General features: G+C 73.2%; 9 protein-coding genes and 4 pseudogenes. 8 read left to right on the plus strand and 5 right to left on the minus strand.

Annotated elements, in window-relative coordinates; genetic code table 11:
* Nucleotides 1-68: 68 nt before the first annotated feature.
* Nucleotides 69-884, minus strand: a complete 816-nt coding sequence (gene rsmI / locus ASG83_RS02395; protein ID WP_055856698.1) for a 16S rRNA (cytidine(1402)-2'-O)-methyltransferase — start codon at nucleotides 882-884, stop codon at nucleotides 69-71.
* A gap of 83 nt (nucleotides 885-967) precedes the next feature.
* Here rsmI and ASG83_RS02400 point away from each other — a divergent pair, with 83 nt between their 5' ends.
* The 7 genes and pseudogenes from ASG83_RS02400 to ASG83_RS13020 form a co-directional block, all read left to right on the plus strand.
* Complete coding sequence (locus ASG83_RS02400) at nucleotides 968-2,602, plus strand: dolichyl-phosphate-mannose--protein mannosyltransferase (protein ID WP_055856700.1); 1,635 nt, start codon at nucleotides 968-970, stop codon at nucleotides 2,600-2,602.
* A gap of 363 nt (nucleotides 2,603-2,965) precedes the next feature.
* The gene (locus ASG83_RS02405; protein ID WP_055859097.1) at nucleotides 2,966-4,261 is read left to right on the plus strand and encodes an O-acetylhomoserine aminocarboxypropyltransferase/cysteine synthase family protein; all 1,296 of its coding nucleotides are present in this window, start codon (nucleotides 2,966-2,968) and stop codon (nucleotides 4,259-4,261) included.
* Between the two features lie 175 nt (nucleotides 4,262-4,436).
* Nucleotides 4,437-4,791: pseudogene (locus ASG83_RS13010) on the plus strand (CoA-binding protein); the annotation flags it as partial.
* Between the two features lies 1 nt (nucleotide 4,792).
* Nucleotides 4,793-4,878: pseudogene (locus ASG83_RS13015) on the plus strand (CoA-binding protein); the annotation flags it as partial.
* Between the two features lie 69 nt (nucleotides 4,879-4,947).
* The gene (locus tag ASG83_RS02415) at nucleotides 4,948-5,487 is read left to right on the plus strand and encodes a DUF2231 domain-containing protein (protein ID WP_156376731.1); all 540 of its coding nucleotides are present in this window, start codon (nucleotides 4,948-4,950) and stop codon (nucleotides 5,485-5,487) included.
* Nucleotides 5,488-5,532: 45 nt separating this feature from the next.
* A pseudogene (locus tag ASG83_RS02420) lies at nucleotides 5,533-5,701 on the plus strand (CoA-binding protein); the annotation flags it as partial.
* 1 nt (nucleotide 5,702) lies between these two features.
* Nucleotides 5,703-5,788 (plus strand): annotated as a pseudogene (locus ASG83_RS13020) (CoA-binding protein); the annotation flags it as partial.
* A gap of 54 nt (nucleotides 5,789-5,842) precedes the next feature.
* Here ASG83_RS13020 and ASG83_RS02425 read toward each other — a convergent pair.
* Nucleotides 5,843-7,597 (minus strand): hypothetical protein, encoded by a 1,755-nt coding sequence (locus ASG83_RS02425; protein ID WP_055856709.1) that lies wholly within the window; start codon nucleotides 7,595-7,597, stop codon nucleotides 5,843-5,845.
* 65 nt (nucleotides 7,598-7,662) lie between these two features.
* Nucleotides 7,663-9,555, minus strand: a complete 1,893-nt coding sequence (locus ASG83_RS02430; RefSeq protein ID WP_055856711.1) for a thioredoxin domain-containing protein — start codon at nucleotides 9,553-9,555, stop codon at nucleotides 7,663-7,665.
* Nucleotides 9,556-9,567: 12 nt separating this feature from the next.
* On the opposite strand from ASG83_RS02430, the gene ASG83_RS02435 reads away from it, so the two are divergent.
* Nucleotides 9,568-10,452: an MBL fold metallo-hydrolase gene (locus ASG83_RS02435; RefSeq protein WP_082599024.1), complete on the plus strand. Its 885-nt coding sequence runs from the start codon at nucleotides 9,568-9,570 to the stop codon at nucleotides 10,450-10,452.
* Nucleotides 10,453-10,482: 30 nt separating this feature from the next.
* Here ASG83_RS02435 and ASG83_RS02440 read toward each other — a convergent pair whose 3' ends face one another.
* Both ASG83_RS02440 and ASG83_RS02445 read right to left on the minus strand, forming a co-directional pair.
* Entirely contained in the window at nucleotides 10,483-11,325 is an 843-nt protein-coding gene (locus tag ASG83_RS02440; protein WP_055856714.1) for an aldo/keto reductase, read from the minus strand.
* A gap of 14 nt (nucleotides 11,326-11,339) precedes the next feature.
* Complete coding sequence (locus ASG83_RS02445; protein ID WP_055856717.1) at nucleotides 11,340-12,467, minus strand: bifunctional 2-methylcitrate synthase/citrate synthase; 1,128 nt, start codon at nucleotides 12,465-12,467, stop codon at nucleotides 11,340-11,342.
* Nucleotides 12,468-12,485: the final 18 nt, after the last annotated feature.

Raw genomic sequence — 12,485 nt, forward strand, 5'->3', positions numbered from 1 at the left:
GCGGCGGGGACGGGACAGCTCGGGGGCGGCGGGCCCGGGCGCGCGGCGCGGAAGCCGCGCGCCCGCGCCTACCCGCGCCGGGCCGCCAGCGCGGCCTCGTAGAGCTCGCGCGTGCCGAGCCCGGTGGCGGCGGCGACGGCCGACGCCGCATCCTTCAGCCGCTCGCCAGCCGCCGCACGCGCGACGACCTCCGCCACCGCGCCGGGCAGGTCGCCCGACCGCGCGGGCGCGCCCTCGACGACGACGACGATCTCGCCGCGGGCTCCGTCGGCGTAGCGGTCGGCGAGCTCGGCGAGGGTGCCGCGTGCGACCTCCTCGAACCTCTTGGTGAGCTCGCGGCAGACGGCGGCGCGGCGGTCGGCTCCGAAGGCGTCGCGCAGGTCGGCGAGCGCCGCTCCGATGCGGTGGGGCGCCTCGAAGAAGATGAGGGTGCGCTGCTCGGCGGCGAGCGCCGCGAGCGACCCGGCCCGCCCCTTGCGCGGCAGGAACCCCTCGAACGCGAACCGGTCGGTCGGCAGCCCGCTCAGCACGAGCGCCATGAGTACGGCGCTCGGCCCGGGGAGCGCGGTGACACCGACCCCGGCTGCGATCGCGGTCTCGACGAGCACGTAGCCGGGGTCGCTGATGCCGGGCATGCCCGCGTCGGTGAGCACGACGACGTCGGTGTCGCGGGCCCGCTCGACGAGCTCGGCGGAGCGCGCGCGCTCGTTGTGCTCGTGCAGGGCGAGCAGCTGCGGCCGGTTCTCGATGCCGAGGGCGCGCAGCAGGTGGGCCGTCGTGCGCGTGTCCTCCGCGACGACGAGCTCGGCCGCCTCGAGGGTCTCGATGAGCCGCCGCGACGCGTCGCCGAGGTTGCCGATGGGGGTGGCGGCGAGCACGATCATCCGGTCATCCTCCCACTCGAGCGCCCGGGGCGGCCCGGAGCGGGCGGGGTCCTGCCCGGGGCGGGCGCGGCTAGCATGAGCGCGTGACGCGAGCCGAACCCACGACCGCACCCTCGGGGGTCGGTGGCGGGATGCCCGGCTCGCGCCTCGACGAGCGCTGGGCCGCGGCATCCCCCGCCGCCCGCCGCGCGGTGCGCATCGCCGCACCGACGCTCGTGCTCGGCGTCGCGGCCGCCACGCGCCTGATCGGGCTCGACGAGCCGCGGACGCTCGTGTTCGACGAGACCTACTACGTGAAGGATGCGCTGAGCCTGCTGCAGCTCGGCTACGAGGGCCGCTGGCCGGAGGGCGCGAACGAGGCCTTCGCGGCGGGCGAGCCCGGCGCGGTGGGCCCGGAGGCGGCGTTCGTCGCGCACCCGCCGCTCGGCAAGTGGATCATCGCGCTCGGCCTCGCCGCGCTCGGGCCCGACTCGCCCGTCGGCTGGCGCATCGCGACGGCGCTCGCGGGCGTCGCGGTCGTCGGGATCGTCATGCTCATCGCGTTCCGGCTGTGGCGGTCGGTGGGGCTCGCGAGCCTCGCCGGGGGGTTCGTCGCGATCGACGGCAACGCGATCGTCATGAGCCGCGTCGCGCTGCTCGACGGGCTGCTGACGCTCGTCGTGCTCATCGCGGTGCTCTTCGTGATCCTCGACCGGCGCGGGAGCCATCATCGGCTGCGAGAGTGGCTCGCCCGACGACGATTCGAGGGGCGTGCGACCGACTGGGGGCCCGTGCTGTGGGGGCGGCCCTGGCTCATCGCGGCCGGCGTCGCGTTCGGCCTCGCCGTCTCGATCAAGTGGAGCGCCCTCTACCTGCTCGCCGCGTTCGCCGTGCTCACCGTCGCCGCCGACGCCCTCGACCGCCGCAGCGCGGGCGTCGCGCTGTGGGCCTCGGGCACGCTCCTGCGGCAGGCTCCGGCGAGCGCGCTGCTCGTCCTGCCCGCGGCGCTCGCCGCGCATCTGGTGACGTGGACGGGCTGGTTCCTGTCGAGCGACGGCTACGACCGGCAGTGGATCGCGTCGGGCGGCGAGCGATGGTCGGGCATCCTCGCCTGGGTGCCCGACGCGGTGCAGAACCTGTGGCACTACCAGGCGTCCGTGTACGGGTATCACGTGGGCGAGTCGAGCCCGCACGCGTACGAGGCGCCCGCGCTCGGCTGGCCGCTGCTACTGCGCCCCACCTACATGCACTACGTCGATCAGGGCGACGGCACGGCCGTCGCGATCACGGGAATTCCGAATCCGCTGCTGTGGTGGGCGTCGGTCGCGGCCGTGATCGTGCTGGTGATCGGATGCCTCCTGGCGGCCGTCGCGGCGGCGCGCGGCACAGGCGCCCGCGCCGCGATCGCGCGCTTCGGCTCCCCGTGGGCTCTCGCCGTGATCTTGACCGGGGCGGCGGCTGGCTGGCTGCCGTGGCTGCTCTACCCGGAGCGCACGATGTTCTTCTTCTACACGGTGGTGCTGACGCCGTTCCTCGCGCTCGCGCTCGTGGCGGTGCTGCGTGCGGTGCTCGGCGGGCCCGCCGATCCGGCGCCCCGACGCCGGCTCGGCATCGCGGTCGTGGCGTCGCTCGTGGTCGCCGCCGTCGTGCTCAGCGCCTTCTTCCTGCCGCTGTGGACGGGCTGGTCCGTGCCGCTCGACTTCCTGCGCCTGCACTACTGGCTGCCGGGCTGGATCTGAGCTTCCGACACCCGAGGATCCTTTTCGCGACACCGTCTTCCGTGTGACCCGTTCGGGGGTTAGGTTGTCTGTACCCACCCGCCGCAAGCCCGGCAGACGCCCACCCCGCGTCACCGCCGCAGCGGCGATCCCCTCCTCGCGCCGTGCGCGGGGGCCACGATGTGACGCGATCCTGCCTGCCTGCCCCGAGGGTGCGGGGCGGCGGGGAGCTCGCGTTCGGGGGCGGGCGGACGAGTGCCGCCCGGGCGGTGCCCGATCGCGGTGGGGATCGTCGATCGGGCCCCGCCGAACCCGCCCCGCGGCACGCTACGGATTGTGACGCGGGCGCCCGTCGCCGCCGCCGCCGCGACGTACTCTGACTCAATGGCCGACCGCGACTATGGCTTCCGCACGCGCGCGCTCCACGCGGGCAACGTCCCCGACTCGGCGACGGGCGCGCGCGCCCTGCCGATCTACCAGTCGAGCGCCTTCGTCTTCGACGACGCGCAGGACGCCGCCGCGCGCTTCGCGCTGCAGAAGTACGGGAACATCTACAGCCGCCTCGCGAACCCGACGGTGGCGAGCTTCGAAGAGCGCATCGCGAGCCTCGAGGGGGGATTGGGGGCCGTGGCGACCTCCAGCGGGCTGTCCGCGCAGTTCGTGGCCTTCGCATCCCTCGCCGGCGCCGGCGACCACATCGTCGCGAGCGCGAACCTCTACGGCGGGTCGATCACGCAGCTCGACGTCACGCTGCGCCGCTTCGGCGTCGAGACGACGTTCATCGCCAGCGACGACCCGGCCGACTACGCGGCCGCGATCATCCCGGGGCGCACGAAGCTCCTGTTCGCCGAGACGATCGCGAACCCCAGCGGCGACATCGCCGACATCGCGGGGCTCGCCGACGTCGCGCACGCCGCCGACCTCCCGCTCGTCATCGACTCGACGGTCGCGACGCCGTACCTGTGCCGCCCGATCGAGTGGGGCGCCGACGTCGTCGTGCACTCGGCGACGAAGTTCCTCGGCGGGCACGGCACGACCCTCGGCGGCGTCGTCGTCGAGTCGGGCCGCTTCGACTGGTCGAACCACAACTTCCCGCTGTTCGAGGAGACCGTGCCGCACTACGGCGGCCTCACCTGGTCCGGCAACTTCGGCGAGTACGCCTTCCTGACGCGCCTGCGCGCCGAGCAGCTGCGCGACATCGGGCCGGCGCTCGCGCCGCACTCCGCCTTCCTGCTCGCCCAGGGCGTCGAGACCCTTCCGTACCGGATGCAGGCGCACGTCGACAACGCGCGCCGCGTCGCCGAGTGGCTCGAGGCCGACCCGCGCATCGAGCAGGTGCGCTGGGCCGGGCTGCCCTCGCACCGCCACCACGACCGCGCGGCGAAGTACCTGCCGATCGGCCCGAGCTCGGTCTTCTCGTTCGACGTCGCGGGCGGTCGCGCCGCGGGCGAGGCGCTCATCGAGAACGTGCAGCTCGCGAGCCACCTCGCCAACATCGGCGACGCGAAGACGCTCATCATCCACCCCGGCTCGACGACGCACGCGCAGCTCACCGAGCAGCAGCTGCACGCCTCGGGCATCGGCCCCGGCCTCGTGCGCCTCTCGGTCGGCATCGAGGACGTGGACGACATCATCTACGACCTCGATCAGGCGCTCGACGCGGCGCAGAAGGCGGTGTGACATGAGCGAGACGACGACGGATGCCGGGGGCGCGACGCCGACGGCGACGGCGACGGACAGCACCGAGACCGTCACCCTCGCGAACGGCCTCACCTGCGCGATCCCGGCGAGCTCGCCGCTCGCGAAGCTGCTGAAGTCGCAGCGGACCTGGGTGGGCCCGTCCGCGAAGGAGCGGCTGGGCATCCTGCGCCGGGCCAGGAGCGTCGCGATCGTCGGAGCCTCGCCGAACCCGGCCCGCAGCTCGTACTTCGTCGGGACCTACCTGCATCAGTCGAGCGACTACCGCGTGTACTTCGTGAACCCGAACGCGACCGAGATCCTGGGCCAGCCCGCGTATCCCGACCTGGCGTCGCTGCCCGAGGTGCCCGACATCGTCGACGTGTTCCGGAAGGCGAGCGACATCCCCTCCGTCGTCGACGACGTCATCGCGGCGGGCGCCTCGACCATCTGGGTGCAGCTGGGCATCTGGAACGAGGAGGCCGCGATCGACGCCGAGAAGCGCGGGCTCACGGTCGTCATGGACCGCTGCANAGGTCGAGCACGCGCGCTTCCACGGCGGCCTGCACCTCATGGGCTTCGACACGGGAGTCATCAGCGCGAAGAAGCAGGTGCGCTGACGCCGATCGTCGGCGGGTCGGGTGGCGGCGCAGGCGCCCCGCATCGACGCGACCCCTAAGATCACGGCCATGACCGCTCTCGCCGCCCTCGCCGCCGCCCCGCTCGCTCGCCCCACAGAGGGCGGAGGCGTCTTCGATCTGATCGGCGGCCTTCCGGTGCACCCCCTCGTGGTGCACCTCGCCGTCATCGCGCTCCCCGTCGCCGCCCTCGGCCTCATCGTGGCCATGGCGTTCCCGCGGGTCCACGCGGCCGTGCGCTGGAGCGTCGTCGGCGCTCTCGCGGTCGGCGCGGTGTCGGCGTGGGTCGCCTCCGAGTCGGGTGAGGCGCTGTCCGAGCGCGTCGGCGAGCCCGAGGTCCATGCGGAGCTCGGCGAGAAGCTTCCCGTGATCGCGGGCATCGCCCTGCTGCTCGGCATCGTGTGGGCGGTCATCAGCCACCTGATGGCCCGGGCCGCGCGGCGCGGCGCGACCCCCGTGCGCGCACTCGCGATCGCGCGCATCGTCGTCTCCGTGATCGCGGCCGGCTGGATGATCTACACCGTCTGGTACACGATCCTCGTCGGGCACTCGGGCGCGGAGTCGGTGTGGATGTCGCGACTGGGCGGCTGAGCGCACGACGCGCACGGGCGCCGCTCCGCGCGACCCCGTGAGCGGGTGCCCGACATCGGGGACGTGTTCCGCAGGGCGAGCGACATCCCCTCCGTCGTCGACGACGTCGTCGCCGCGGGCGCCTCGACCATCTGGGTGCAGCTGGGCGTCGGGAACGAGGAGGCCGCGATCGACGCCGAGAAGCGCGGGCTCACGGTCGTCATGGACCGCTGCANCGGTCGAGCACGCGCGCTTCCACGGCGGCCTGCACCTCATGGGCTTCGACACCGGCGTCATCAGCGCGAAGAAGCAGGTGCGCTGAGCCCGGCGGTCGAGCCCTCGCCGCCGACCGCACCCTGACCTCGCGGTCGACGCCTCATCCGGCGCACGCGTCGGGCGTTCCCTCCACCGCTGTCATCGTGAAGGTGAGGTTCGCCGGGAACTCGAACTCCTGTCGGCCGAGCGGCGTCTCGTAGGCGGTCGTGCCCGTGCCGTCGGTCGTGAGGCGGCCCGTGAGCCCGTCGGGCTCGAGGGCGATCGTGTACGTGCCGCGCGCATCCAGCTCGATCAGGCCCTGCCCGTAGGTGCCGTCGTCGACGTACCGGAAGGTGCCGCTGCGATCATCGTTCGGCGAGAACGTCGTCACAGTGCCGGTGCCGACCAGATCGAACGAGCGACCGCTCGAGAGGTCGCAGATCACGCCCGAGGCGTACACGTCGCCGTTCGTGCCCTCGACGAAGTACGCGCGGCCGCCGGTCGAGATCGTGATCTCCTTCGTCGCAACGCCGCGACGTGACGCCGCCCGGAAGAGGATCGTGCCCTGCGTGCCCGCCTCGCCCGCCACGAACGTGACCGAGCTCGTCGATCGGAACGAATCGGGTGACACCGAGTCACTGCCGGTGAGCGCGGCCGTGACGGAGGAGCTGAACTCCTCAGCCGAGAGCTTCGAGCGCACGACGACCGGGATCTCGGTGCCGGACCGGGGCGGCGCCGTCTTCGGACCCGTCGCCTCGATGCCGACGCAGCCGTTGTTCCACATCCCCGTCACGGAGCCCAGTGCCGAACCCCACGACAGCGCACCGAGGCGTGCGGCCGCGCGACTGGCGATTCGACGAACGTCGGCACTCGTCGCACCGCTCGAGGAGCGGACGAGCTGCGCCGGCTGCTGGCTGACCAGGACGACGTTGAGGATGTTCGCCTCCGGCAGCGTCTGCCGCGTCTCGACGTAGATCGGCTGCTTGCCCGCGGGCGCCTCCCGGGTCGCCTGGGTGGCATCGATGGCCATGGACTCGGGATAGCCGTCCTCACCGAGCCGCCCCGTGACGCGCACGGTGAGCTCCTCCCGCACCGTGTCGCCCCCGGGGCCGGTCACCTCGCGATCGAGCTTCACGGTGAAGTCGAACTCACCGTCATCGCTCGGGCAGACCTTCCCCTCCTGCGTGAGTCGGTTGCGCGTCGTGACGCCGTTGGCGGACGTCGACTCCTGCTGGATCGCGACCGACAGCTCATTCGCGCCGACGCGACGCACCTCCGTCTCACCGCTGCTGCGTGCGGCGGCGGTCTGCGCGTCGCCGATGCGCCCGCTCGACTGGCCGATCTGCAGGTCTCTCGCCCACCACGCGCCCTGCATGGCGGGCACCAGCAGGCCCGAGCTGAGCATGCCGACCACGAGCGACTCGCCCGCTCCGCCGGACTCGGTGGGTGAGCGAAGCAGCGGCCCCACGAAGGCGAGCTGCGCGGTAGCGGCGGGCCGGGCGTCCGCCGCCGTCAGGCTCGGATCGAAGAGCGCGACTCCCGGAGGGCTCCCGGTCGCTGCCCCGGCCTCGGGCTGCGCGTCGGGGTCAGGCTCGTCGAGTGCGGCGCGCAGCTCCTCACCGGCGAGACGCTCGGCCTCGAGCAGCCCGGCGACATCGACCGTCTCGCCGGTGAGGGCGATGTAGTCGCCGAGCGGCTCCGCCGTGGCGAAGTAGATGCCGCCCGGGTCGTCGGGCAGCGGTGGTGCCGCGTCGGGCACCGCGACGGGCGCCACGTCGAGCTCGATGATCTCGACCGCCTCGATCGGCCCCGTCGGGCCGCAGCCGACGAGGGCGCCGACCATCGCGATCGCGAGAGCCGACGCGAGCATGCGCACGAGCGCGATGCTAGACCCATCGACTCAGGGTGACAATACCTCGAGGGCGGACGCCCCTCCCCCTGTCAGCCGTCGGCGTCGAGCTCGGCGACGCTCGCGACCGGCAGCCGGCACACGAAGTCGGTGCACGCGAACGCGGTGCTCGCCGACCCCTGCGGCTGCCGGTCGTCGAGCAGCGCGAATCCCGCGCCCGCCCAGGCCGACGCCGCGGACGCCGTGAGGGCGATGGCGAGCGTCCCCTCCCGCTGCGGCCCGCGGGCGCGCGCCTCGAGCTCTCCGGGCGCGGCGCCATCGGGTCGCACGACGACGAGCTGCCGGGCGGGCGCCGCGAGCGCCGACGCGACGGCGAGGGTCGCCCCGAACGCCATCGGCCGCTGCCGCGCGAGGGGGGCGAGCGCGGCGACGAGCGCGTCGGCGGAGAACCGGTAGCGCGGCTCAGCGGTGAGCTGGTGCAGCAGGAAGGCCGCGCGCGCGATCGCCGCCTCGCCGCTCGGGGCCGAGCCCTCGTTCGGATCCTCCCCCGCCGCGAGGCCCTGCGCCGCGAGCACGGGGTCGCCGCCGCCGGGCACCGCGGCGGTGATCGGCCGCCCGGACGCGACGGCCTCGCGGTCGCCGGCGACGAGGCACGCGTCGACGAGCTCGCGCGCCACGGTCGCGTAGCGATGCTCGCCCGTCGTGATCGCGAGCTCGAGCAGGCCGACGGCGAGGTCGCCGTAGTCCTCGAGCGCCGCGCGGGCGGTCGACGGGCGCCCGTCGCGGCTCGCGCGCAGCAGTCGCGGCGCCCCGTCGTCATCACTGCCGTCGTCGACGCGGGTCAGGTGCGCGGCGACCAGCTCGTCGGCGAGCCCGGCCGCGAACGCCGCCCACTCGGGCTCGTCGAGCAGCCGCGAGGCGACGGCGAGCGCGCCGATCGCGAGGCCGTTCCAGCCGGTGAGCACCTTCGCGTCGAGAGCGGGCGGCGGATGCTCCGCGCGGGCCGCGGCCGGCAGCGCGTAGTACCCGCCCTCGCTCCGCTCTCCGTCGATGAGGCTCTCGCTGTCCTGCCCCGAGGCGAGGCCGCCGGAGACGCGCAAGATCTCGCGGAGGAACCCCACGACCCCGGCCGCGGTCTCCCGCGCCCCGGCGCGCGCGGCGACCTCGAGCAGCAGGGCGTTGTCGTTGAGCATGCGCTCGTAGTGGGGCTCGCTCCAGTCGCGCCGGGTGGCGTAGCGGAAGAAGCCGCCCTCGACGGGGTCGCGCAGGTCGCTCGCGGCGATGCGCTGCAGCGTGCGCGCGGCGAGGGCATCGGCATCCGCATCACCGGCGGAGCCGCGCGCCTGCAGGAACAGCAGCGCGGGCGCGACCGGGAACTTCGGCGCGCCTCCGAAGCCGCCGTGCAGCTGGTCCTCGAAGCCCGCGAGCTCGGCGACGATCTCGGCGAAAGCGTCGGCGTTCGGCAGCGCGCCGGGGTCGCGGCGGCTCGCGGCGGTGATCGCGTCGCGCAGCCCGTCGGCGCTCTGCAGCACCTCCTCGCGTCGGCTCGTCCACGCCTCGAGCACCGCGTCGACCACCTGTCGGAACGACGGCACGCCCGAGATCGGCTGCGGCGGCAGGTACGTCGCGGCGTAGAACACGCGCCCCTGCGGGGTCGCGAACACCGTGAGCGGCCAGCCGAGCTGGTCGCTGAACGCGCCAGCGGCGGTCATGTACGCGGCGTCGACGTCGGGATGCTCCTCCCGATCGACCTTGATGCTGACGACCCTCTCGGCGAGCCACGCGCCCACCTCGGGGTCGGAGAAGGTCTCGCGCGCCATGACGTGGCACCAGTGGCACGTCGCGTAGCCGATCGAGATCATCACGGGGACGTCGCGACGCGCGGCCTCGGCGAAGGCCTCCTCGCCCCACGGCCACCAGTCGACGGGGTTGTCGGCGTGCGACTGGAGGTACGGGCTGACGGCGTTCTCGAGTCTGACTGCCATACATTCGAGCCTATGAGCCTCCCCTCCGACTCCCCCGCGTCTCCCAGCCTCCACCCGGCCTCGCCGGTCGCCGTCACCGTCGTCGGCGGGCCCACCGCCCTGCTCGAGTGGGCGGGTCTGCGCCTGCTGCTCGACCCGACGTTCGACCCGCCCACCGTCTACGGCCCCGGACCCAACGACCTCACGAAGACCGACCCGCCCGCCGTCGCCGCCGCCGACCTCGGCCGCATCGACGTCGCGCTCGTCTCGCACCATCACCACGAGGACAACCTCGACGTGGCCGGCCGCGCCGTCTCGCTCGGGCTGCCGCTCGTCATCACGACCTCCGAGGGCGCGAGCGAGCTCGCCGCCCGCTGCGAGGCCGGTGAGGGCACGGCGACCGTCATCGGACTCGACGAGGACGAGTCGCTCGCCCTCGACAGCGCGGCGCTCGTCGGCGACGCGGTCGCCGAGCACGCCCCGGCCGGCGCGCGCGTGATCGCCGTCGCGGCGCAGCACGGGCCGCTCGAGGTCGCCGATGAGCTCGGCCCCGTCATCGGCTTCGTGCTCACCGCTCCGGGCGAGCCGACGATCTACGTGTCGGGCGACAACTCGTCGGTCGACGTCGTGCGCGCGATCGCCGCTCGCCACGGTGCGGTGGATGCCGCGATCCTGTTCGCGGGCGCGGCGCGCGTCCCCGCGATCGATGCGGCCCTCACCCTCACCGCGGCGGACGCGCGCGCCGCCGCCCTCGCGCTCGCCGCCCGTCGAGTCGTGGGGCTGCACGTGGACCAGTGGACGCACTTCAGCGAGGGTCGCGACGCCCTCGAGCGGGAGTTCGCCGGGCTCGAGTCTCCCGCGGGCGGCGCGCTCCTCGCGGCGACGCCGCTCGGCGAGCGCACCGAGCTCGCGCTCTAGCTCAGCGCGAGCCGGGCATCCGCCCCGCCCCTAGAAGTCGGTGTTGAGCGGGTGGGCGCCGACGCGCTGGTCGCGGTCGGCGGAGGCGATCGTCGCCATCTCGTCGGCCGAGAGCTCGAAGTCGAAAACATCGGCGTTCTCGATCATGCGCTCGCGCTTCGTGGTCTTCGGGAAGACGATGATGCCCTCCTGCAGGTGCCAGCGGATCGCGACCTGCTGCACGCTCTTGCCGTGACGCGCGGCGATCTCGGTGAGACCCGGCAGCTCGGCGAGCTCGTACTTGCCCTGGCCGAGCGGGCCCCAGGCCTCGGTGAGGGTGCCGCGGGGCTCCTGGAAGGCGCGCAGCTCGCGCTGCTGGAAGGCGGGGTGCAGCTCGACCTGGTTGACGACGGGCACGACGTCGGAGACCTGCGCGAGGTCGTCGAGGTGCGTCTGCATGAAGTTCGAGACGCCGATCGACCGCGCCTTGCCGCTCTCGCGCAGCTCGACGAGCGTCTGCCACGACTCGACGTGCTTGCCGTACTTCGGCGCCGGCCAGTGGATCAGGTAGAGGTCGACGTAGTCGAGCCCGAGCTTCTCGAGCGAGGTGTCGAGCGCGGCGCGGGCCGAGTCGGTGCCCTGGTCGCTGTTCCAGAGCTTGGTGGTGATGAAGAGCTCCTCGCGCGGGATGCCGGACTTGGCGATCGCGCGACCGACGCCCTCCTCGTTCTTGTAGATCATCGCCGTGTCGATGTGACGGTAGCCGACCTCGAGCGCGTCGGAGACGATGCGCTCGGCCTCGGCGGGGTCGACGAGGAAGACTCCGAGCCCGAGCTGCGGGATCGTGCGGCCGTCGTTGAGCGTCAGGTGGGGGGTGGGAATCGCAGAAGTCATTGCCCCATGCTGACTCACGAAACCGTGAGGTGCCGCTCGTCGGGGCCGTTGTACGCGCTCAGCGGACGGATGAGCGCGTTCGAGGCGAGCTGCTCGCGCACGTGGGCCGTCCAGCCGGTGACGCGCGCGGCGATGAACAGCGGCGTGAACATCGTCGTGTCGAAGCCCATCAGGTTGTAGGCGGGGCCCGACGGGTAGTCGAGGTTCGGCTTGATGTTCTTCGCCTCGACCATCGCGGTCTCGAGGGCGTCGTACAGGTCGAGCACCTCGGGCCGGTCGTAGTGCACGACGAGGGTCTCGAGCGCGGCCCTCATCGTCGGCACGCGGGAGTCGCCGTTCTTGTACACGCGGTGGCCGAAGCCCATGATCTTGCGCTTCTCGGCGAGCGCCGTCGCGAGCCACTCGCGCGCGCCGTCGGCCGAGCCGACCTCGTCGAAGGTGTGCTGCACGGCCTCGTTGGCGCCGCCGTGCAGCGGACCCTTGAGCGCGCCGATCGCGCCGACGACCGCCGAGTAGACGTCGCTGAGCGTCGAGGTGATGACGCGCGCGGTGAAGGTCGAGGCGTTGAACGAGTGCTCGGCGTACAGGATCATCGACACGTCGAACGCGTCGACGACGACCTTCTCGGGCACCTCGCCGAAGGTCATGTGCAGGAAGTTCGCCGAGTAGCCGAGGTCGTCGCGGGGCTCGACGAGGTGCTCGTCGCGCAGGCGGCGCTGCGCGAAGGCGACGATCGCGGGCAGCTGGGCGAAGAGGCGGATGCTCCGCTCGAGGGTTAGGTCGAGATCGATCCACGTCCGGTCGGTCGTGAGCGTCTCGTCGAGGGCGCCGATGACGCTCACGGCCGTGCGCACGACGTCCATGGGGTGGGCCGAGAGCGGCAGGGCGTCGATCGCGTCCTTCACCGTGGGGTTCAGGCGTCGGTGCGCCCGCTCGAGGGTCTCGAACTCGGCGAGCTGGGCATCCGTCGGCAGCTCGCCGTGCCAGAGCAGGTACGCGACCTCCTCGAAGGTGCAGTTCGCAGCGAGCTCCTGCACGGGGTAGCCGCGGTACAGCAGCGAGTTGGTGTCGGGGTTCACCTTGCTCACGGCGGTGCGGTCGACGACGACGCCGGCGAGGCCCTTGCGGATGTCTTCGGTCATGGTGGCTCCTTGGGGGTG

The organism is Yonghaparkia sp. Soil809, from assembly GCF_001429705.1.
GTDB lineage: Bacteria > Actinomycetota > Actinomycetes > Actinomycetales > Microbacteriaceae > Microcella.

Coding starts and splice junctions, on each gene's coding strand:
- rsmI (WP_055856698.1), bottom strand. CDS start 884: ATGATCGTGCTCGCCGCCACCCCCATCGGCAACCTCGGCGACGCGTCG.
- ASG83_RS02435 (WP_082599024.1), top strand. CDS start 9,568: ATGAGCCTCCCCTCCGACTCCCCCGCGTCTCCCAGCCTCCACCCGGCC.
- ASG83_RS02415 (WP_156376731.1), top strand. CDS start 4,948: ATGACCGCTCTCGCCGCCCTCGCCGCCGCCCCGCTCGCTCGCCCCACA.
- ASG83_RS02430 (WP_055856711.1), bottom strand. CDS start 9,555: ATGGCAGTCAGACTCGAGAACGCCGTCAGCCCGTACCTCCAGTCGCAC.
- ASG83_RS02445 (WP_055856717.1), bottom strand. CDS start 12,467: ATGACCGAAGACATCCGCAAGGGCCTCGCCGGCGTCGTCGTCGACCGC.
- ASG83_RS02405 (WP_055859097.1), top strand. CDS start 2,966: ATGGCCGACCGCGACTATGGCTTCCGCACGCGCGCGCTCCACGCGGGC.
- ASG83_RS02440 (WP_055856714.1), bottom strand. CDS start 11,325: ATGACTTCTGCGATTCCCACCCCCCACCTGACGCTCAACGACGGCCGC.